Annotated in this window: 17 protein-coding genes; 6 read left to right on the top strand and 11 right to left on the bottom strand. The window is 62.1% G+C overall.

The annotated features are described in order from the left end of the window. The first annotated feature begins 12 nt into the window (after positions 1-12). The 5 genes from M2360_RS05095 (at position 13) to M2360_RS05075 (ending at position 5,931) form a co-directional block, all read left to right on the top strand. Entirely contained in the window at positions 13-2,253 is a 2,241-nt protein-coding gene (locus M2360_RS05095; protein WP_280773587.1) for a xanthine dehydrogenase family protein molybdopterin-binding subunit, read from the top strand. An 8-nt stretch (positions 2,254-2,261) separates the two neighbouring features. Then, positions 2,262-2,621, top strand: a complete 360-nt coding sequence (locus M2360_RS05090) for a cytochrome c family protein (protein ID WP_280773300.1) — start codon at positions 2,262-2,264, stop codon at positions 2,619-2,621. A 221-nt stretch (positions 2,622-2,842) separates the two neighbouring features. After that, positions 2,843-4,171 carry an adenylate/guanylate cyclase domain-containing protein gene (locus M2360_RS05085; protein WP_280773299.1) on the top strand — a complete coding sequence of 443 codons (1,329 nt, stop codon included), beginning with the start codon at positions 2,843-2,845 and terminating at the stop codon, positions 4,169-4,171. 72 nt (positions 4,172-4,243) lie between these two features. Next, positions 4,244-5,482: an MFS transporter gene (locus M2360_RS05080; protein WP_280773298.1), complete on the top strand. Its 1,239-nt coding sequence runs from the start codon at positions 4,244-4,246 to the stop codon at positions 5,480-5,482. Beyond that, on the top strand, positions 5,479-5,931 hold the full coding sequence (locus tag M2360_RS05075) for a cyclophilin-like fold protein (protein WP_280773297.1): 453 nt from the start codon (positions 5,479-5,481) through the stop codon (positions 5,929-5,931). Before M2360_RS05080 ends, M2360_RS05075 begins: the two co-directional genes overlap by 4 nt. Positions 5,932-6,170: 239 nt before the next feature. Here the strand turns inward: M2360_RS05075 and M2360_RS05070 are convergent, their stop codons facing one another. Beyond that, on the bottom strand, positions 6,171-6,569 hold the full coding sequence (locus M2360_RS05070) for a cupin domain-containing protein (RefSeq protein ID WP_280773296.1): 399 nt from the start codon (positions 6,567-6,569) through the stop codon (positions 6,171-6,173). A 311-nt stretch (positions 6,570-6,880) separates the two neighbouring features. Here M2360_RS05070 and M2360_RS05065 point away from each other — a divergent pair, with 311 nt between their 5' ends. Further along, complete coding sequence (locus M2360_RS05065; RefSeq protein ID WP_280773295.1) at positions 6,881-7,969, top strand: alpha/beta hydrolase; 1,089 nt, start codon at positions 6,881-6,883, stop codon at positions 7,967-7,969. Positions 7,970-8,133: 164 nt separating this feature from the next. Here the strand turns inward: M2360_RS05065 and M2360_RS05060 are convergent, their stop codons facing one another. The 10 genes from M2360_RS05060 to attM form a co-directional block, all read right to left on the bottom strand. Continuing rightward, on the bottom strand, positions 8,134-9,258 hold the full coding sequence (locus M2360_RS05060) for a zinc-dependent alcohol dehydrogenase family protein (protein WP_280773294.1): 1,125 nt from the start codon (positions 9,256-9,258) through the stop codon (positions 8,134-8,136). Between the two features lie 27 nt (positions 9,259-9,285). Then, positions 9,286-11,202 (bottom strand): hypothetical protein, encoded by a 1,917-nt coding sequence (locus tag M2360_RS05055; RefSeq protein ID WP_280773293.1) that lies wholly within the window; start codon positions 11,200-11,202, stop codon positions 9,286-9,288. Next, a complete protein-coding gene (locus M2360_RS05050) occupies positions 11,199-11,630 on the bottom strand; it encodes a hypothetical protein (RefSeq protein ID WP_280773292.1) in 432 nt (143 codons plus the stop codon). Before M2360_RS05050 ends, M2360_RS05055 begins: the two co-directional genes overlap by 4 nt. 66 nt (positions 11,631-11,696) lie before the next feature. Then, complete coding sequence (locus M2360_RS05045) at positions 11,697-13,361, bottom strand: flotillin domain-containing protein (protein WP_280773291.1); 1,665 nt, start codon at positions 13,359-13,361, stop codon at positions 11,697-11,699. A 48-nt stretch (positions 13,362-13,409) separates the two neighbouring features. Next, positions 13,410-14,111, bottom strand: coding sequence for a bacteriorhodopsin (locus M2360_RS05040; RefSeq protein WP_280773290.1), 702 nt, complete (start codon positions 14,109-14,111; stop codon positions 13,410-13,412). A gap of 48 nt (positions 14,112-14,159) precedes the next feature. Then, positions 14,160-15,521, bottom strand: a complete 1,362-nt coding sequence (locus M2360_RS05035; RefSeq protein ID WP_280773289.1) for an ABC transporter permease — start codon at positions 15,519-15,521, stop codon at positions 14,160-14,162. Further along, on the bottom strand, positions 15,521-16,915 hold the full coding sequence (locus M2360_RS05030; RefSeq protein ID WP_280773288.1) for a hypothetical protein: 1,395 nt from the start codon (positions 16,913-16,915) through the stop codon (positions 15,521-15,523). Before M2360_RS05030 ends, M2360_RS05035 begins: the two co-directional genes overlap by 1 nt. Next, on the bottom strand, positions 16,912-18,723 hold the full coding sequence (locus tag M2360_RS05025) for a sugar ABC transporter ATP-binding protein (RefSeq protein ID WP_280773287.1): 1,812 nt from the start codon (positions 18,721-18,723) through the stop codon (positions 16,912-16,914). The genes M2360_RS05030 and M2360_RS05025 overlap by 4 nt, the downstream gene beginning before the upstream one ends. Positions 18,724-18,833: 110 nt before the next feature. Next, the gene (locus tag M2360_RS05020) at positions 18,834-20,000 is read right to left on the bottom strand and encodes an ABC transporter substrate-binding protein (RefSeq protein WP_280773286.1); all 1,167 of its coding nucleotides are present in this window, start codon (positions 19,998-20,000) and stop codon (positions 18,834-18,836) included. Positions 20,001-20,044: 44 nt separating this feature from the next. Beyond that, positions 20,045-20,815, bottom strand: coding sequence for an N-acyl homoserine lactonase AttM (attM, locus tag M2360_RS05015; protein WP_280773586.1), 771 nt, complete (start codon positions 20,813-20,815; stop codon positions 20,045-20,047). Positions 20,816-20,944 lie beyond the last annotated feature (129 nt).

Here is a 20,944-nt window from a genome sequence, read left to right as displayed (position 1 = left end):
GGAGCGATCATGATGAACCAGATTCAGATCCATGCGGCCGCCAACGCAGCTGGCGACGACAAACCTTTCAAGATCTCGCGACGCGGCTTTCTCGGCACGGTCGCCGGCGCGCTCGTGCTCGGCGTCACCGTACCGGGAGCCGTCCGCCCGGCGCTGGCCCAGGCCGCCGCCGCAGCCCCTGGAACGCGCGTTCCGGCCTTTATCGAAATTCGGCCCGACAGCACGGTGTTCTTCCGCAGCGCCTTCATCGAAGGCGGCCAGGGCATATTCACCGCCATGGCGCAGATTGTCGGCGAAGAGCTCGATGTCGATCCCGCCAATTTCATCGTCGAGGCGGCGCCGCCCGGCCCGGACTATGGCCTGATCGGCGGCTTCCGCTTTACGGGCGGCAGTTTTTCGGTTCGTTCGAGCTACGACATCATGCGCAAGCTCGGTGCCTCGGCGCGGGGCATGCTCCTGCAGGCCGCAGCCGAGAAACTGTCCGCGCCGGTCGCGGAGCTTTCGACCGAGCCCGGCCGCGTGCTGCATGCCGCGTCGGGCCGCAGCCTCGCCTATGGCGAGATCGCAGAGGCCGCCGCAGGCCTGCCGGTTCCTGAAACGGTGACGCTGCGCGACCCCAAGAACTTCCGCTGGATCGGCAAGCCGGTCGAACGGCTGGACATCCGGGCGAAGTCGACAGGCAAGGCCCAGTATGCGATCGACACCAAGGTCGACGGCATGCTCTATGCGGCCGTACAGCACAGCCCAAGACTGGGGCAGGAACCCGGCGCTCTCGCCAACGAGTCCGAAGTGGCGTCGCGCAGGGGTGTGCACTCGGTGCACAAGCTGCCTGGCGCCGTCGCCGTGGTCGCTGACAGTTGGTGGCGCGCGCGCATGGCCGTGGAGGCTTTGCAAGTCTCCTGGAACGAGGCGGCTCCCGGAACGCCGCATGCGATGCCCGCCGATTTTTCCAGCGCGGGCCATATGGACAAGCTGAAAGCAACGGCCGGCGACGGCGTGACCTTCGAGGAAGAGGGCGATGCAGCGGCGGCCCTGTCGGCGGCGGCAAAAGTTGTTGAAGCGACTTATGACGCGCCTCATCTCGTCCATGGCCAGCTCGAGCCGCCCTCGGCGGTCGCGCGCTGGAACGCGGACGGCACGCTCGAACTGTGGATACCCAACCAGGCGCCGGAGATGTTCCAGGGCGATGCCGCCAAGGTCGCCGGTATTGCACCGGAGAAGGTCATCATCCATTCGCCCATGCTGGGTGGCTTCTTTGGCCGGCACTTTCTCTATCAGAGCGCCAATCCCTATCCGCAAGCCATCCTGCTTTCAAAGGCTGTCGGGCGACCGATCAAGCTTCTTTGGAGCCGTGAGGAAGAGTTCCTGCGCGACACGCTGAGGCCGATGGCGGCGGTTCGCTTCCGCGCGGGGCTCGACCAGGACGGCAACCCGACGGCGTTCTCGGCGGTGGCCGTGGGCGAAGGCGCCACGGGTCGCTGGTTTGGTCGCCAGCCGGACAAGGTCGATAGTTCGGCAGTCGAGGGCATCGCCGGCAAGGTCTATGCGATCCCCAACAAGCGTATCGCCCAGATCCATGTCGACGATCCCGCGATCATCGGCTTCTGGCGCTCGGTCGGTCATTCGATGAACGACTTCTTCTCCGAAACCTTCTTTGACGAGATGGCGGATGCCGGCGGCAAGGATCCCTATGAATTGCGACTTGGCCTGCTGAAAAACAGCCCCCGCCATCACACGCTGCTGCAGGCGGTGGCCGAGCTCTCCGGCGGCTGGAAGCGAGGGCCATTCGCGGCGGAAGACGGCACGCGCCGCGCCCGCGGCGTCGCCATGGCCTCCCCCTTCGGGAGTGAAGTCGCGACAATCGCGGAAGTCTCGCTGTCGGATGGCCAGGTCGTGGTGCACGACGTCTGGGTCGCCATTGATCCGGGCACAGTGGTCAACCCGCGGGTGATCGAGCATCAGGTCAATTCGGCCGTGGCGCTCGGCGTTTCCTCGGCGCTTCTGGAAGAAGTCGTCTATGTCGACGGCCTCCCCCAGGCACGCAACTATGACAGTTATCCGATCCTGACGCCGGACCGCATGCCGAAGGTGCATGTCCGCATCATCGAAAGCGGCGCGCCGATCGGCGGCATCGGCGAACCCGGTCTGCCGGGCGTGCCGCCCGCCATCGCCAATGCCGTGGCCGTCCTGGCAACCGAGCGACCGCGCAGCCTGCCTTTGTCGAAGACGGCCTTCGAGGCGAAACAAGGATGAAGCGCGCTATGAAGCAACTTGCCCTCGTGACGCTCGTAACGGTGCTGCCGGCGCTCCAGGCTCATGCGCAGGACGCGGCCGGCGGGCAGAAGCTGTTCCAGCAGCGCTGCGGCGCCTGTCACCAGATCGCCAGCACGCGCAACGGCGTCGGACCGCATCTGCAAGGCGTCATCGGCAGAGCCGCAGGCAGCGTGGAAGGCTTCCGCTACTCCACCGCCATGCAGGGCTCGGGCATCACCTGGGATGCCGCCAAACTCGACACGTTCCTCACCAATCCGGGCGGATTGGTGAAGGGAACGCGGATGACCCAGCGCTTCGCCAAGCCCGACGAGCGCAAGGCCATCATCGACTTCCTCGCAACGCGCTGAGCGCACCGGCCCGGCAGACACAGGTTGCAGCGGTCAAACCGATGACATCGCAACATATCTGCCGGGCTGCATATCTGCTTCGCCAACGTGGAGACATGAGAAAGGCTCTCTATCAACCTGTGCTCTGAGCGGCAGACAGAGATCGCGCCCGGAATTCTATGGGACCACAACATTGGTCATGCCCGACGATGTTGCCAGCGACGATCGCGAGAGGAGCGAATTTGGCGATTGATAGCAGGTTTACGCCACCATCCGATACGATCGCGACTGCGTTGTCCAACGCGGAACGAAAGGGTTTTAGGATTGCAATGATAGGCCGAACGCTCGCCGTGACGCTGATCGCTGTCGCCTATCTGCTCAGTTACTATTTCCCCATCAATGTTGGCATTGCCGCGATCACATCCTTAATTGCTTTGGGCGGGCTCACATCGCTGGCTGCTGTCGGCACTCGCTATGAGCGCCATGCTCGCTATGCCGTCTTTGCCTTCGATGCGACAGCGGTCACCGTCCTTCTGGCCTTCGTCCCGCTCAGCAGCGGCGGTGACGTGCCACAAAACATGGTTTTTCTCACCAGTTCCGTCCAACACTACTATATCGTCATCGCTGCAGCGGTTTTGACGCTCTCGCCGCCACTGGTGCTGTGGACGGGGGCTTGGGCGGCCAGTGGATTGCTGTTTGCCACCGGGTGGATCCTGTCGGGCATGGACAGGGTGGTCAGCTACAGCAATCTGCCGATTTCCCCATCCCCGGAAATCTACATTCAGACAGTCCTTGACCCCAACTTTATAGGCATCGCATCGCGTCTGCAGGAGGCGCTGATCCTAGCGCTTGTGACGGCGATCGCGGCATTGGCCGTTCATCGCGCCCGGCGGGTGGTCAGTGACCATGCAAAGGCAGAAGCCGGACGACACCGCGTGCAGAGCCTTTTCGGCCGATATGTGCCAGCGCCGATCCTGCGCGAACTGCTCGATGATGGCCATTTGGCCCCCCAGGCCCGTGACGCTACCCTCATGTTTGCGGATATCGCCGGTTTCACCCAGCTCTCCGAAGGCCTGCACCCGAGCACGCTCGTCCATTTGCTGAACGCGTTTTTCAGTGCGGTCACAGAGATCATCGACCAGCACGGCGGCGTGGTCATCAACTACCTTGGGGATGCGTTGCTGATTTCGTTCAATGCGCCTTTGTCGAAGGAAAATCATGCTGATTCAGCGATACTGGCAGCGCAGGACATTCTGGCATTGGTCGAGCAACGACAATTCGATGGGAAACAGATCCGTCTGCGTATTGGCATTGCAACGGGACTGATCGCAGCCGGTACAGTCGGCGCCGGCGCACGCCAGACCTATACGCTCTATGGCGAAGCGGTCAATCTTGCCCAGAGATTACAGGAACTGAACAAGGAAACCGGCACATCGTGTCTGATTAGCGGAGCGACGGCAAATCAGATCAGCCGCGCCCTCCCCCTGACCCATATGGGCATTTTCAAAATCCGCAACCTGAATACGCCAGTAGACGTCTTCTGCCCGGGCCAAACAAGCACAAGCGATTGATGTCATCTGTCGATAAGTCCAAGCGGATTGCATCAGCTAATCATCAAAGTTCCCCTGGCGTATAGGGCTGTCATGACACAACACACTCTCATACGGTCCGACCAGATCAGCAACGACATCGAATCTTTCGATGCGGCGACCCAGACCTCGCCTGCGCCCATTGCAGCCTGGGGCGCCGTCGGCTCCATGGCGCTGACTGTTTCCGTGCTCATCGCCTCGGAATTCATGCCAGTCAGCCTGCTGACCCCGATCGCACATGATCTGAGCATGCTCGAAGGACAGGCGGGGCAGGCCATTTCCATTTCCGGATTCTTCGCCGTCGTCACCAGCCTGTTCATCGCCCGGCTGACGGCTGGCATCGATCGCAAGACGGTGCTCACCTGGTTTTCCGCGCTGCTGGTTTTCTCGGCCCTGGTGGTGACCTTCGCCCCGACTTACTGGGTCCTCATGGCGGGGCGGGCGCTGCTCGGCATTGCCATCGGCGGTTTCTGGTCGATGTCGACGGCCATTGTCATGCGGCTTTTGCCGCCTGATCAGGTGCCCAAAGGATTGGCGGCGCTAAACGCAGGCAACGCCATTGCCGCCACAGTTTCCGCGCCGCTTGGCAGCTTTCTCGGCGAGTTGATCGGCTGGCGAGGCGCTTTCTTCCTCGTCGCGCCGCTGGCTCTTGTGGCGCTGACCTGGCAATGGATGACCATGCCCGATCTGCCAGCGAAGGACGAAAAGCCCACCGCCAACGTGTTCCGTCTGCTGGTTCGCCGCCAGGTCGCGCTCGGCATGACGGCAATCCTGTTACTGTTCATGGGCCAATTCGCACTCTTCACTTATCTCAGACCCTACCTGGAGAGCGTCGCGGGGTTTGACGTGACCTTGCTCTCTCTTGTGATGCTGCTGATGGGATTGTGTGGCGTCGCAGGCACATGGGCCATCAGCCGGCTGCTGCCGCAATGGCTCTATGCGCTGGCGATCGGCATGCCCCTGACCATGGCGCTGCTTGCCCTGGGGCTGGTGGCGGCCTCGGCATCGCCGCTCGCCGTCACGCTTCTTTTGTGCGCGTGGGGCCTCATAGGCACGGCCGCGCCAGTGGCCTGGGGCACCTGGCTTTCCCAGGTCATGAGTGATCACGCCGAAGCCGGTGGCGGCCTGCAGGTTGCCGTCATACAATTCGCAATCACGCTCGGCGCTGCACTCGGCGGCCTGCTGTTCGATCACATTGGCTGGTGGAGTTCATTCCTCTTCGCAGCGATCCTGCTCTGCGGCTCTTCACTTGCAGCCGGGGCGGCGCGCTCCAACTGGGAGAAAGCAAAATGAATCACAGCAATCGGTTGACCCGCAGGACGCTGCTGGTTTCTGGGGCGCTGTGCCCCTTGTGGACGCCACTTACAAATGCCGGGGAACGCAGCCTCATGAAAATTCGCTTCAGCGTCAGCAACCAGGTTTTTACCGCCACATTATATGACAACGCGTCGGCTCGCGACTTCGCATCGATGCTGCCGCTCGAGGTCGAGGTGTCGGACTACTCGACGAACGAGAAGATTGCCTACCTGCCGCGCAAGCTCGATCCTCAATCACGTGGTCCCTTCCCCGACGCGGCGATTGGCGACATCTGCTACTATATACCGTGGGGAAACCTTGCGCTTTTTCACGGGGACTATTCCTCGACCCGCGATCTCGTTCGCCTTGGGCGAATTGATGGCGGTGTGGACCCCATTCTCACGCGCGGCGCCTATCCGATGCGCATTTCGGCTCTTTCCGCATAGCCGGGAAAACCGACAGGCGACCGACGCCTTCGAGCCGCTCTTGCGGACGTCCTGACCCAAAACCGGGTTATATCTTTGCGGGACGTGTTCTTGCAGGAAGTCTCGACAGACCTCGGCGGCGGTTCATGAGAGCCGCCGCCGAGGTCAAATCGCAAGCTGCAAGACTGATATCGCGAACCTCAGGCAGGCGGCGAGGTTTGCTCACATTCTGGATCCGCAACACGGACAAAAGACGGAGTTCATGACGCGGAATAGTCGGCGTCGCTGACCTGCTCCAGCCAGTCGACCGCCTTTCCGTCCAGACTCTCCTGAATGGCGATATGCGCCATCGCGGTCGCGGGGGACGCGCCGTGCCAGTGTTTTTCTCCCGGTTCAAACCACACGACATCGCCGGGGCGGATCTCTTCAACCGGCCCGCCCTGCCGCTGCGCGCGTCCAACGCCCGAGATGACAATGATGATCTGCCCCAAAGGATGCGTGTGCCATGCTGTCCGCGCACCCGGCTCGAAGGTGACGGCGTTGCCTGCTGCAGCAGCCGGTTCCCGGACTGGGAAAAGGGGATCGATCCTGACTGTGCCGGTGAACCAGTCAGAGGGCCCTTTGACGGATGCCTGGCTACCAGCTCTTCGAATTTCCATCTGCGTCTCCCTTTTGCATTCAGTGCGTCGTGCGATCGACACAGAATGCCACATGAACGCGCAGAAAATGAGGTCTCCGGCAGACAAACCCCTATCGATGCAGGACATGAGTGGCAGGTCGAGCCTGTCTGCGACAGCTGCGATGTTTTCTCAGCCGGCGTCGGCAAGACGTTTGATCGACAGGGACCATTGTCCGCCACATAATTGATCGACCGCGTAAATAACTTCAAGCGAGATGCGGGGACTTATTCTCGATACGGGAACCGCTCATGTGAAGGGGTGTGACATCAAGCTCAAACCGGAGACCCGACATGGACAGCACCCCATCAACCACCCAGAACGGCAATGATCCAATGGACCTTGGCCGCCGCGACCTGTTGAAGGTTGCCTCAGCCGGAGCGATTGCCTCCGCCCTCATCCCCTACGCCGCAACCGCATCGGCTCAGACGGAAGAGGCCTGGGACAAGGTTTTTGCGAAGAGCGACAAGGTTGACCACCGGAAGGTGCGCTTCACCAACCGCTACGGCATTGAACTGGCGGGCGATCTCTATACGCCGAAGAGCGGTGGAACCCGCTTGCCCGCAATCGTCGTCGGCGGACCATTCGGCGCTGTCAAGGAACAGTCCTCGGGTCTCTACGCGCAGATGATGGCGGAGCGCGGCTTCGCAACGGTCGCCTTCGACGGATCCTTCACCGGCGAAAGCGGGGGCCAGCCGCGCAACATCGCATCGCCTGACATCAACACCGAAGACTTCAGCGCCGCCGTCGACTTCATCGGCAATCTGCCTGACGTCGATCAGGAACGCATCGGCATGATCGGCATATGCGGCTGGGGCGGCATGGCTCTCAACGCCGCGGCCGCCGACAAGCGCGTAAAAGCGGTGGCGGCCAGCACCATGTATGACATGACCCGCGTTATGTCGAAAGGCTACAACGACGTGGTCACGCTGGAACAGCGCAGCCAGAGCCTCAAGCAAATGAGTCGTCAGCGCTGGACGGACGCAAAGGCGGGCAGTCCGGAATATATGAAGGACTATAATGTCCTCAAAGGCGGCGAACCGCAGTTCCTGGTCGATTACCACGACTATTACATGACGCCGCGCGGCTACCACAAACGCGCCGTGAATTCGGGCAATGGCTGGTCGCTCACCACGCCCCTGTCCTTCATGAACATGCCGATTCTGTCCTACATCGCGGAAATATCACCGCGACCGCTACTGCTCGTTCATGGCGAAAACGCGCATTCGCGCTACTTCAGCGAAACAGCGTTTGCAGCGGCGGCTGAACCCAAGGAACTGGTGATCATTCCGGGCGCCAACCACGTCGACCTCTACGACAAGGTGGAAATCATCCCGTTCGACAAGTTCCAGGCATTCTTCGAACAGCACCTGGGGGCATAGGCTCGGCAAAGCCGCGCGGAAGCACCAACAGCCTCCGCGTGAGCCCGCCTGACGACGCCGAAGATCGGGCAAACGTGTCGCGGACTGTGGCCGGGACACGTCGTTTTGTCAGATCCGCCAAGCCTATCCGCCCGGCTCCGGCCAGACGGATAGGGCAAATACACTCAAAACAGAACGACCTGGCGGATGGCCTCGCCCGAAGCGAGACGCTCGAATCCCTCGTTGATGTCTTCCAACGAGATCGTGTGCGTCATCAATTTCTCGATCGGCAGGCGACCTGACTGCATCATGGCGGCGAAGCGCGGAATATCGCGCACTGGCACGCACGAGCCGACATAGGATCCCTTCAGCGTTTGCTCGCCGACAGTCAGCGACACGGCCGGGATGTTGAACTCGGCCTTGGGATTGGGAAGTCCGCCGGTTACCGTGGTTCCGCCACGACGGGTGATGTCATAGGCGAATTTCAGCGCCGGCGCGGCGCCGGCCAATTCCACCGCCAGATCGACGCCGCCGCCGGTCAAGTTCTTGACCTCCGCCACCGCGTTTTCCGACATCGGATCAATCGCATGCGTCGCGCCAAGCTCGAGCGCAAAAGCGCGTTTGTTTTCAGCGGTATCGACAGCGATCACGGTTTCGGCGCCCGCCGCGATCGCGCCGAGCAGGCCTGCGAGCCCGACGCCGCCAAGCCCGATCACCGCGCAGCTTTGCCCCATCCTCAGTTCCCCGGAATTCAGCACCGCGCCGACGCCGGTCAGCACCGCGCATCCCAGCAGCGCCGCACGATCCAACGGGATGGATTTATCAATCTTCACGCAGGAATTTTCAGACACCACCGCATGGGTCGAAAAGGCGGAAACACCGATATGGTGGTTGACCAGTTCTCCCTTGTAGCGCAGGCGCCGGGCGCCGCCGATCAGAGTTCCCCTGGCCGCAGCCGCGGCTCCCGGCTCGCAAAGCGCCGGCCGGCCTGACGCGCAGGGCACGCAGTGGCCGCAGGACGGCACGAATACCAGAACCACGTGATCGCCAGGGGCAAAACGCGAGACGCCCGGGCCGATGGCTTCGATGACGCCGGAGGCTTCGTGGCCGAGCGCCACCGGCATGTCTCTCGGTCTATCGCCATTGATCACCGAAAGATCGGAATGGCAGAGACCGGCCGCAGCCATTTTCACCCTGACTTCTCCCGCGCCCGGTTCGTCCAGATCCACCTCGACGATTTCGAGCGGTTTTGAGTCCTGATAAGGACGCGCGGCGCCCATGGACCTCAGCAGAGCAATCCTGGCTTTCATCTCGAATTTCCTTTTGTCAACACAATGTCAGACATCGCCGAAGGACAGCGCCGCGATGACCGCAAGGCTGCAACCGATGGCGATGGCGATGATGACCGCGCGGCGGCGAGCAAGCTCGGCCTCGACGCGAGGCTGAATCAGTTGAGGGCGCGGCGTATAAGCTTGCGCCTCGATCGTCGGAGGGCTCGCCATTTCCATCTTGTAGGACAGGAACCACACGACACCGACGCCGGCCACCCAGAGCATCACGGACCAGGCCCAGAGCGACGGCATGCCGAGCGTCCATTGACCATTGATGTCGGTGAAGGCGTGGTTGCCGAAGATCAAGCCGGGACCGAGGGCCAGGAACAACCAGGCGAGTGTGACCGACCAGGCTGTGGAGCGCAGCGCCCGCACACGCGGATTGCCGCCGAATTGCAAGAGAAGAAACCGCCGCGCCTCCTCGCCCGCCTCCCCCAAGCCCCGACGCTGCGTGAACGCGGAGACCAGCATGGCGACAATGATATTGGCGACCATGCCCCAGACTGCCGAATGAATGGTCCATGGATTGCGGCCCCATGGCAGATCAAGTCCAAAAAAGGACAGGACGATATTGCCCGCAGGTTCCGTCAGGAGCACGCCCGCCATGCCGAAACCCACGCCGGTAGCGGCGCCGGCCCGGGTCATCCAGCGCAACCAGGTCATGCCGAGCAGCGGGGTCCAGAGCTGGAATGACAGCGGCAACGCCAGGGAAGCCAAAAGCGAAAGAGCGACAGGCGTCAACGCCTGCATCAGCACGCTGGCGAGCAACAACAGGCCAATGACCACCCGTGTCAGGGTCACGGTGTCGCGTTGCGACAGGCTTGCATGGAAAACCGGCTTGTAGATATTGCGCACCAACGTCTCTCCAGCCGCCAGAAGCGCCAGTCCGGACATCAGCTGCACGCCAGCGAGAAGGCTGATGAACAGCCAGGCCGAAAACCACGGTGACAGCGCCGACATCAGTCCTGTGAGGTCAAGCGCAGGGTCAACGAGCGCGTGAGCGCCGATGACGGCCATGCAAAACGCCGCGAGCGCGCCGAAGGCTCCGGCCATCAGCCATGTCTGCCCGGCGGCGAACCCGCGAGCGCTGGATGTGGACAACACCGCCTTGATGATCATCGGGCTCGCTTGCAGACCCATCAGCGCCATGGCGAAGGATAGGTTTGCGAGCGCCGTGGCCCCATGTCCCGCCGCCGCTTGCTTGCCGACGCCCGCGATGAACTGAACGACGCCTGCGACGATAAATCGGTTCGCCGTCGCCGGATCAGCCGCCATTTTGGCAAGGCCGGCGTTGAGGGCGCCGAATCCGCCTGCGTCGATCAGTGAAAAAACCGCAAGAACCACGAGGGCCGCGGCCGCCAGCACGGCCTGAATGGCCCCCAGATAGCCTGTGGCGCGCAGGCCGCCGATCACGACGCTGCCCATCAACAACAGACCGAGCAGGACCGAAGCAATCTCCTGCGAAACGACGCCGCCGCCGAGCAGCACCATAAGGCGCGACAGGGCGTGCATCTGCAGGCCGGCGAATGCGACCGCGAACAGAACAGCGACGATGGCCGCAAACGCGGTCAGGAACTCCGACTGCCAATAGACGCGGATCAATTCCGCCAGCGACGAGACGCGCAAGCGCCGCCCGAGCAGCCAGACGCGCTTGAAGAAGACGACGCCGGGAAGCGCAAGCGCAATCCCCGCCTGCAGCATGGCGGCGAGCCCGAAACCGTGGCGGCCGATTTCTTCCGTCCCCGCAAGCGCAACCCAACCGGATAGGCTGGCGCCCGCGATCATCAACGCCGATATCCAGGGCGAAAAACCCTCCCCGGCGGTGAAGAATGCCCTGTCGCCGGCATTGACGCGCGCGCCGAGCCGGGCCCAGTAGAGCGTCGCGGCGGCGTAGCAAAGTCCAAACAGCGGCAGCCAGATCACAGGCTCTCCTCCTGCGCGCCAATTGACTTGATGTGAAAGCGAGAAAAGGCGCCGCGCAGGCCATGCCGCGTGAACAGATAGGCCAGGAAACCGACCGCGAGCACGCCGAACAGCGTAAGGCCCGAATAGTAATCCGCCATCGTCAAGCCGCCGGTGGCGGCGGAAACGATGAAAACAAGGCCCAGGATTCCATAGACGCCAATGCCGAGCGCGGCTTCGCCGGGGCTGAACTCCGCCTTGAAGATCCCGTTGACGATGATATGGGCGACGAAAGCGAAAACGATCAGCAGCACGCCCGCCGACGACAGCGGCCAGAGGTCGCTCTTCATGCCCTCGAGAAACACGCCGAGTCCGAGAAAGCCGAGTACGCCCCAGATCGCGAAGATCAGGATCGTGCGCTCGATGTGGGGCCTGTTTGCGATCATCATGCGTCTTCCTAGCCAATCCTAAGGGCGAAGGTGGCCTGCCGGGCGCGCCCGGCAGGCATTGTCGTGTCAGTTCGGACGGCTTTTGTCCGTTGCCGCAGCCGCCGAGGGTTCGGTGTAGACAACCTTGGAAAGGTCGCTCAGCGTATGCGGACGGTGAATGGTTTCGGTGGTCAGACCGATCTCGCCGAGCAGCGTGTCGACGAAGGGCGCCTGCGTGCGATAGCGCAGAGCGGAGCTGACCACCTGTTCCGCAAGATTGCCGTCGCGCGGAGCCCCGCCATCGACGCCCGCCGATAAAGCGCCGGGACCGGTCTGGGAGAGTCCCGGAAGACCCTCGACATGCATGATCTTGATGCCCTCGATCTTCTCCATCGGCTTGACGCTTTCGCGGATGATGGCGGGCAGGTTTTCGACAAGGACCTTGTGCAACGCCGAGCGGCGGCTGGCGTCCGAGCGCATGTTTTCGGCGGCGTTGAGCTTTTCCTTGCCCTCGGCCTCCACCGTCATGCGTTGCTCGAGCGCAGCGAGCGATATGCGATCGGCGTCGGCTCGATCCTGCGCCGCGTCCTTCTCGGCTTCCGCGAGAATGCGGATGCGCGCGGCCTCCGCTTCCGCTGTCCGTTCGGCCTCGATGAGCTCGATGGCCTTCTGGCGATTGGCGATCTCGGTGTCGCGGATCGTCTGGACGCGCTCCTGGGCCTCAACCATGGTTGCGCGCGCCTGCTCGGCTTGCGCCTGCGCTTCGGAGCGCTCCTTGGATTTTAGCGACAAAGCGATTTCGCGACCCTGCTCCCCAAGTTCAATGGTCTCGCGACGACGGATTTCCAGCATCTCGACTTCGCGTTCCATATCGATACGGCTGCGCTCGACGGATTCCCGCTCCTTGAGCTTGACGGCTTCAATCTCGCGTTCCCGCAGCGCATTCTCGGCCGCGATCTCCGACTTCTTCGCGGCGCGCTCGATGGCCACCTGGGCCTCGTGCGAGAGGCGGGCGTATTCGCTGTCGCGCTCGATTTCGAGACTGCGCTTTTCGGCTTCCAGATTCTTGGCGCGAATAGCGACGGCGGTATCCTTCTCGATGTCATTGCGCTTCTTCTTGCGGCTTTCGATTTGCTCGGTCAGATGCGTCAGACCCTCCGCGTCGAAGGTGTTGGACGGATCGAAAAGCTTGATGTCGGTCTGGTCGAGCGAGGTCAGCGAAACGGATTCGAGTTCGAGACCATCAAGCGCCAAGCTCTCGGCGACTTCCTGCTTCACTTCCTTCACGAAGGCCTGGCGATTTTCGTGGATATGCTCCAGCGTCATCTTGGCGGCCGCGCCGCCCATGGCGTCGACAAAACGTCCCTGGATCAGGTCCTTCAACTGTTCGGCGTTCATCGTCCGGTTGCCCAGGCTGCGGGCGGCCGTGGCGACAGCTTCGGTGTGCGGCGCAACGCGGACATAGAATTCCACGGTCAACTCGACCCGCATGCGGTCTTTGGTGATCAACGACTTCTCCCGCGCTCGGGTGACTTCCAGGCGCAGCGTGTTCATATTCACTTCGGTGAGATCATGCAGGATGGGCAACACCAGCGCGCCGCCGCCCATGACGACTTTTTCGCCGCCGAAACCTGTGCGAACGAAGCTCACATCCTTGGTGGAACGGCGATAGAGCCAGTGCAGAAGATAGGCGGCGACCGCGATGACAATGGCCGCCAGAATGATGATGGCGATAACGTCTGCACCCTTCATGGACGTATTCCTTTTGAATGAGCAGGGGTTTCAGGCAAGGGGCGGAATTCAGGCATGGGTGCTTCTCCCGGTCGCGAGGATTGCCGTCGCAAGGACTGCAACGCCAAACGCCATGCGGTTGAGGATGTCGGCGACGTTGTAGGCAACCGACAGGCTGCCGTCGTCGGCAACGCCAGCAAAGGCGGTAAGGAAATTTCCGAGCGGATAGATGGCCCAGCCGATCGTCACGATCAGCCTCAGCCAGAAATATCCGCGGCGCAGCTCGTCGCCCGTCGAGGCGCGGACCACGTCGTCCATTCGGCCGAAATAGAATTCGCCGAGCAGGTAAAGCCAGAACACCAACCCGATCAGGAAGGCGAGCGTCGGATGCATGAACTGCGCCTCGCCCAAATAGCGGACGAACACCATGAGAGCCGAAACGATCGCCATCCGCCAGAACAGTCCGACGGAAAGCGCGCCGGCGGCGCCCACGACAAAGAACAGCGCGATCACCTGCAACGGCATGGACACCGCCCAGCCGACATAGTGATAGACCACCGGCACGCCGTGACCGGCTAGCCAGGCCGCCCGCGCCTCATAGATCGAACCAACGCCGATCAACGCCGCAATCGCGCAGAGCGCCACCGGCAAACGCCATTTCTGACCGACCCATGCCGTGCCCATGAGCAGAAGCGCCGTGGTCGCGGCCAGGCCGAACAAGGCGACGGAGAAGCTTGCCGCAGTCAGATCGGTTGTCTGATAGACCACCATGTTTATCGTCTCCTTTGAAGGACAAAGTCATGTCGCATTGGGTTCTCCCTAGATCTGCGTCCGGATGTGCGGCGACCGGGCATAGAGGGCCACCATGGGCAGGATGAGCAGGCCGAAAATGAACTGCTGCCATTTGAAATCGAGGCCTATGCCGACCAGGAAGCTCGACAGCACTTGCAAAACCAGCACGCCGATGACCGTGAAACCATAGCCGCCCGCTCCGCCGAGCAGCGACGTTCCGCCGACCACCACGGCTGCGAGCGTGAGAAATAGATACTGGTCTCCCACCCCGATGAACCCGCCGCCGGACCAGCCAAGCAGCAACCCGCCGGTCAGCGCGGCGAAGAAGCCGGACAGCGCGTATGTGATCACCCAGTAGCGCATCTCCGAGATCATCACCCGGCTGGCCGATGTCCTGTTGACGCCGAGCGCGTAGAGATAGCGGCCATAGACCGTCGTTCGCAGGCCGATGATCAACACGAGCGTGACGACCGCCCAGATCAGGATGACCGGCGGGAACGGCAACCCGAAAGTGGAGCCGTTCATGGCCGAGATATTCGACAGCCAGGCCGGAACCGTGCCGAAGACATTGCCGGAATAGGCCGAGCCGATAGAGGTGACGATCTGGACGCCGCCTGAAATGGCGAAGCCCATGCCCAGCGTGACGATCAGCGCCTGGCCCTGCAGGCGATAGCTCAACAGTCCATTGATCACGCCCAGACCCGCTCCGATCGCCAGCACGATCAGTGTCGCTAGCCATGGCGGCACGCCGAGTCCGATCAGATAGAGAAGTCCCACATTGGCCCCGCCGATAATAAACGGGATCGACAGATCCAGTCCGCCGAGCAGCGCCACCAGCGTCTGACCGATCGAGGCTATGCCAAGAAAGGAAGCGAACAGCAGCATCGACTTGATGTTGTTGCCGGAAGAAAAGCCCTCGATGTTCATCGAGCCCACGGAAAACAGTCCCGCCAGCACCATGATGCCGATGAAGGCCGACCGGTTTTGCTGGAACTGCCGGCCGAGCGTGCGCGTCAGCACCAGAATCGCCAGAAGGATCACCAGCGAAATGACGTTCCAGATATTGAAGAAACCCTCGATGGCGACCGACAACAGAAGGAAGGCGGCGAGAACCAGGACCAGGCCGATCAGCGGCCAGCGATACTGCATCCAGGCGAGCTGGAGCTGACCTGGCCCTTCGGCCGAAGCAGTCTCGCCGCTCGCGAATTGGCCAATGATATAGCGCCAGGCCCAGACAAACAGCGCGAGCGTGGCGATTGCCGAGAGGATGACGACCTGCACCGCCATACCCTGGGCAAAGCCGAAGCCGGCGCCCAAGCCGGCCAGCAGCAGGGCGATCGCCAGGCCGAGAATTTGAGCCGGAAGGCTGATTTGCGGCAGCTTCTCCATCAGTTGACGGCCTCCGTCATATTGCTGGAAAGGGCGGTCTCGTGGACAATCCAGGCGCCGCCGAGGACAAGCGCCGCAACGATGACGGCGACCGCCGGTCCGAGACTGTTGCGGGAGGACTGGTTGACGGCCAGCCGCAAGAAGACGGCGATGAACACAAGCACAATGACGAAGAAGACGGACTGCGCCGCGCCCAGGCGCAGCGCGACCGTTTCAGGCGAGAGCGATGCGACCTCGAGCGCGCCGGTCATCGCCGCCTTGATGTCCATCGGACCCGGCATATAGGCGGGGGCCGCACCCAGGCTCGCATAGTCGAAGGTCGCATGTAGAATGACGCCCAGCACCACCACGGACAGCGCCACGAAATAAAGCAGCGGCGAAAAATTACGGAAATGTCGCTGGATGACCGGGATCAGCAATGTCAGGAGCAGCGAAATCACCAGGATCGCGCCATAGGCCAAATTGGTGACGAAGCTCTGCACCGCGCCGAAATTGAAGGTCGAGAGGACATAGGTGATCATGTAGAGGTTGAGCGCGCCGAGCGCAGAACCGAACACGCCGCCGCGCCCGCCGCCGAGGGAAGCGCCGCCGAGCACCAGCGCGGTGACGGCGATCAGCGTATAGGTGGCGCCCTGCGAAGGGTCGCCCGATGAAATCAGCGCCGTGAAACAGATGGCGGCAAGCCCCGCAAAGCAACCGGAAATCAGATGCGCGCCGATGCGGACCACGGTGATCGGCACGCCGGACGTATAGGCTGCGCGCTCGTCCGAGCCCATCAGACGCAAATGCGTGTAAAAGGCGGTCACGGTGAACAGCAGCCAGGCAACCGTTGCGACGATGAGAATGATCAGCACGGGCGAAAAGATCGTGGTTCCATAACCCCATTCCGCCATGAAGGGGGGCGCCATGCCGCCAGGCCGCGGCAGGATGACGAGGTTGATGCCCGAAAGCGCCAGATATCCGGACAGCGACACGATGATCGGCTGGACGCGGACATAGATGACGATCAGCGCGAAGAGGAACTGATAAACGGCGCCGACAGCCATGCAATACAGAAACACGGCGATGGGATTTTCCAACAAGCCCGCGCCATGCAGCTGGATCATCGTGACGTTGATGAAGCCGATCAGCGGCCCGACGGACAGGTCGACCGTGCCGCGACCCGAAATGGTGGAGGCCATCAGCGTATAGGTGGCCAGAATCAACGGCGTCACGACGATGACGGCGGCCCCGATGCCCGAAGCGGTCATCAGACTGGGCGTCCTCAACACCGCAATCGACAGCAGCGCAAAAAACAGCGTGATCGGCATCAGGAGGAAGGGATTGGAGCGCCCGCCCTGGAGATCCGCCGGAGCGCCCGCTTTGCCGGAAGATTGACTGACAGCAAGCGTCATGGCCGCCCCCTTTCGATACGCGCGCCGTTTTCATCAAATTCAACGATGCGAATTCGTTTCCTGGCCGGGCTCGGCGATAGGGGCGACGCGTCGATTGCCGTCGCGGACGGCGCTGCCGTCGCAAGCGGCTTCAGATGCGCAGGCACATCGACGCGGATGCGCAGCCCATCGGCCGGGACCTTTTCAGTTGCTGGACCGGACGCGCCGGCCGCGTGTGCAAGACCGGGACGCAGCCCGTGGCCGGGCGATGCCAGGCCTTGGCCGTCTGTGTGGCCGAACATGGCCTCCAGCACCTTTTTCGGCTCGAGACCCCGGCCGTCAAACGCGTCGAACGGCGCTCCATCGCGGAAGACGATCACGCGTGTGGCAAATCCCAGGAATTCTTCGATTTCCGAGGACAGGTAGACGACTGCCCTGCCCTCTTCCGCATAGTTGCGCAGATGCCGGTAGAGTTCGGACTTCGCACCGACATCAATGCCCCGGGCCGGATCGTTGAGGATGATCACATCCGGCCGCATAGCGAAACCGCGGCCAATCAGCACTTTCTGCTGGTTTCCGCCCGACAGCGAGGTGATGCGGTCCTCTTTCACGCCGAATTTGATCAGCAGGTTTTCCGCCTCCCGCTTGAAGATCGTGGTCAGCGTGCCGCGATCGATGAAGCCGAGAACGCCGCCGCGTTTCTTCTCGCGATAGAGCGGCATGACCATGTTTTCAAAAATGGAGAGCGACGCGAAGATGCCCTCGCGCTTGCGGTCGCCCGAGACATAGGCGACTTTGCCGGCCACGGCCTCGGCGAGGTCGCGCACGGGCGCCCAGCCGCCGTCGCGCCCGGCCACCTGCACCAGCCCCTGATGAGCGGCCATGACGCCAGCGAGAACACGGACAAACGCGTCCTGGCCCTGGCCATCCAGACCGGCGATGCCGACGACTTCGCCGCGACGAAGATCGAAATCGAATGTATGGGCTTCCGGCCACAACGCAATCCGGCGCGCTTTCATGGCCCGCTCCGTCGTCTTGGGCATCGGCGCTTCGGCCTGTGCGCTGTTGCCGAAGCGGTCTTCTCCCGTCATCAGCCGAAGCAAGTTCTTTTCGGTGATGTCGGCCTTGTCCAAAACGCCGACATCGCGACCGTCGCGAAATACGGTGGCGCGATCGGAAATGCGCACCAATTCGGCAATCCGATGGGTCACGATCAGAATGGTGGCGCCCCGGTCCCTGAGCGCGCGCATCCGGGCGAACAGGCGTTCGGTGGAGTCAAAGTCGAGAGCGGCGGAGCTTTCGTCCAGAATAAGGATCTTGGGTTCGGACAGCAGCGCCCGGGCAATGGTGATCCACTGCTTGAGCCCAAGCGGCAATGTTCCCACGAGAGCATGCGGATCCACCGGCTCGCCGGACAGTTCCCGCATCAATTCGGCGGCGCGCGCCACTTTGCTCTCCTGGGAGAGCGTTTTGGTGAAAAGCCGGTCCGACCCCATGAAGATATTGTCGACCACCGAGCTTTCGTCCGCGACCAGCACTTCCTGATACACGGTCGAAATACCGAGGGCCCGGCTTTCCGCCGGAGTGGACGGCGTTTCCCCAAGGATGGAAACCGTGCCGCTGTCGACCGGCAGAATGCCCGATACGACCTTGGCCATGGTGCTTTTGCCGCATCCATTGCCGCCGACGATCGCATGGATCTCACCGGCGCGGGCGGAAAAGGAAGCGCCATCGAGCGCCCGCGTAGGCCCGAAATACTTCTTCACACCACGCACCAGGATGGTTTCGCGACCGGAAGGCTGTGCAATTTCTGGAACAGTGGACGTCATGGATCTTCCCATCTGGCCGGGTCGCGGCCGATGAAACAAGGAGACGGTTCTGAGGGGCGAGACGTTGAATGTGGCCGCGCCGATCAAGGCGCGGCCAGTCCTTCAGCCGGTCAGGGCTTGAAGGAGCGGGGATCGGCTGGGCGGAGGAAGAAATCGTCCAGATAGGAGGGATCGTAACCCCAACGCTTGGCGCCGACCTTCACCCATTCAGCGCTGTCGAGATTGCAGTCCTCGTCCATCACCTTGGTCAGGTCTTCATGGGTCAGCTTCACCGGATCGACGAGGATCGACTGAACCTTGGGGCCCTGGCCCTGCAATGTGCGCATCATGATATGCCACATCAGCTCGATATCGTCGGCCGGCGGCCAGAGCTGATAGGACGCGTTGATATAGTTGGGGTTCTTGCGCCAGTAGCAGAGTGCGCCGAGTTCGCCGCCGATGGCGACCGGGATCTCGCCGCGACCGGCCTGCTGCACCGCGCGCAACACGCCCATTTCAGCCGCCGACTGAACGACGATGCCGTCGAGCTTGCCGGGATTGGTGGCGAGCCACTTCTGCACTTCTCCCTGGGCGACCTGATCGGTCCACATGCCGGCCACAGAGCCGACCACTTTGATGTCGGGCGCCGAAGCAAGGCCGGCGAGCACGCCGCGATTCTGACTGTCGGAGCCGGAGGTTCCGGGAATGCCTTCGACGACGAGGACATTGCCTTTGCCGCCGAGCTGATCGGCCATGGCTTTGCCGATCTCAAAGCCGCCGACCTGATAGTTGACCGACGAGTTGATGGCGTATTCGGAGGTCAGGTAGCCGGTCATCGAAAAGACCGGAACGCCCTTGTCCGCCGCATATTTCACCGATGCATTGAGCGCGGTCGGGTTCGAGCAGCACAGAATGATGGCGTCAGCGCCCTGATCGACCAACTGGCGGATCTGCTGGATCTGGGTGGAGTCGTTGAGATTGGACTGGGTGATCACCACTTCCGAAAGCAAACCGAGCTTCTGCCATTCGGGAACGATGACCTTCTGCAGTTCATCCATGGCTGCGGCGCGCCATGTGTTGCCGGCATAGGAGGAGGCATAGCCGATTTTCCACGGCGGACCTTTCTTCGGCTTGAAATCGCGCCACTTGCTGGGCCCGATCGGCTGCATGGGATCGAGCATTTCCTTGTTGTATAGGCGCTTGGCGACATCGGCGTTGAGCTCGTCGACGCCTTCGGCGAGCGCCATGGTCGTCGACGTGGCGATCAACGCCGCCGCGCATATCAATTTTCGTAGCATTCCAACTCTCCTCCTAGTTGAAGACGGACGATCCCGTCCTGCGATCAGTCATAAAAATCCTGGGGGGACTTTCGGAAACCAGGCCAGGTCACCGGATCATGGCCCGTCACGACCATGGCGTTGGCGTCATGGGCGATGCGGCGCAGTTTGGCGACCGAGTCCACGGCCTGCGTCGATGAGGTGACCAGTCCCGGCAGCGCCCGGTTTTCCCAATGATCCACAGTATAGGCGGCGTCGATCGTGAGCAGGATCGGTCCGCTTTCCGGCAGCGTGATCAGGAAGGACTGGTGACCGGGCGAATGACCGGGCGTAAAGATCATCCGCACGACGCCATCGCCAAACAGGTCGAAATTGTCGGTGTATTCTCCGCCGAGGAATTTCCAATTGAGACCAGGACGATCAAAATCGGCGCGGATATAGGCGCCGGCGGAAAACCAGTGCGGCTTGAAGGCGTATTCATATTCGCTGCGCTGGACGATATGCTGGGCCTTCGGAAAACGTCCGATCGCGCCGGTGTGATCGAGATGCAGATGCGACTGCACGACGTAGCGCACGTCCTGCGGGCTCACATCCACCATCTTCAGCTGGTCGACGCAGTTGTCGGCGACGGACATGACCGGATCATAAGCGTCGACCACCGCGCCCCAATGGCCGCGCTTGTCGATCGCCGTCTCCACGGCATTGCCGCCGTCGATCACCACATTACCTTGGGGATGCTTGATCAGAAACCAGGGTACAGGGATTTCGAACGCATCCTCGCCCTGATTCATCTTGATGTATTTGGTCTTTGTTTTCAGCGTTCCGGTCTGAAACATATGCAATTCAATCCCCGAAGACTTGCGCCGCGAGCGCGACGCTTCCTTCGGGGCCGGGGAGAAATTCGGGCGCGGCGCCAGCGAGGAACCGGCCCCGGAGCGCGAAGACGCAGAAGCCTCGGTTTCGAT

It is taken from the genome of Rhizobium sp. SG_E_25_P2 (assembly GCF_029892285.1).
Lineage (GTDB): Bacteria > Pseudomonadota > Alphaproteobacteria > Rhizobiales > Rhizobiaceae > Rhizobium_E.
The sequence above is the reverse complement of the archived record's forward strand: the minus strand, read 5'-3'. Positions and strand labels throughout refer to the sequence as shown.

Bases quoted from the DNA above. Each gene is read 5' to 3' on its own strand.
- M2360_RS05095 (WP_280773587.1), top strand. From the start codon at position 13: ATGAACCAGATTCAGATCCATGCGGCCGCCAACGCAGCTGGCGACGAC.
- M2360_RS05090 (WP_280773300.1), top strand. From the start codon at position 2,262: ATGAAGCAACTTGCCCTCGTGACGCTCGTAACGGTGCTGCCGGCGCTC.
- M2360_RS05080 (WP_280773298.1), top strand. From the start codon at position 4,244: ATGACACAACACACTCTCATACGGTCCGACCAGATCAGCAACGACATC.
- M2360_RS05075 (WP_280773297.1), top strand. From the start codon at position 5,479: ATGAATCACAGCAATCGGTTGACCCGCAGGACGCTGCTGGTTTCTGGG.
- M2360_RS05070 (WP_280773296.1), bottom strand. From the start codon at position 6,569: ATGGAAATTCGAAGAGCTGGTAGCCAGGCATCCGTCAAAGGGCCCTCT.
- M2360_RS05065 (WP_280773295.1), top strand. From the start codon at position 6,881: ATGGACAGCACCCCATCAACCACCCAGAACGGCAATGATCCAATGGAC.
- M2360_RS05060 (WP_280773294.1), bottom strand. From the start codon at position 9,258: ATGAAAGCCAGGATTGCTCTGCTGAGGTCCATGGGCGCCGCGCGTCCT.
- M2360_RS05050 (WP_280773292.1), bottom strand. From the start codon at position 11,630: ATGATGATCGCAAACAGGCCCCACATCGAGCGCACGATCCTGATCTTC.
- M2360_RS05045 (WP_280773291.1), bottom strand. From the start codon at position 13,361: ATGAAGGGTGCAGACGTTATCGCCATCATCATTCTGGCGGCCATTGTC.
- M2360_RS05040 (WP_280773290.1), bottom strand. From the start codon at position 14,111: ATGGTGGTCTATCAGACAACCGATCTGACTGCGGCAAGCTTCTCCGTC.
- M2360_RS05035 (WP_280773289.1), bottom strand. From the start codon at position 15,521: ATGGAGAAGCTGCCGCAAATCAGCCTTCCGGCTCAAATTCTCGGCCTG.
- M2360_RS05030 (WP_280773288.1), bottom strand. From the start codon at position 16,915: ATGACGCTTGCTGTCAGTCAATCTTCCGGCAAAGCGGGCGCTCCGGCG.
- M2360_RS05025 (WP_280773287.1), bottom strand. From the start codon at position 18,723: ATGACGTCCACTGTTCCAGAAATTGCACAGCCTTCCGGTCGCGAAACC.
- M2360_RS05020 (WP_280773286.1), bottom strand. From the start codon at position 20,000: ATGCTACGAAAATTGATATGCGCGGCGGCGTTGATCGCCACGTCGACG.
- attM (WP_280773586.1), bottom strand. From the start codon at position 20,815: ATGTTTCAGACCGGAACGCTGAAAACAAAGACCAAATACATCAAGATG.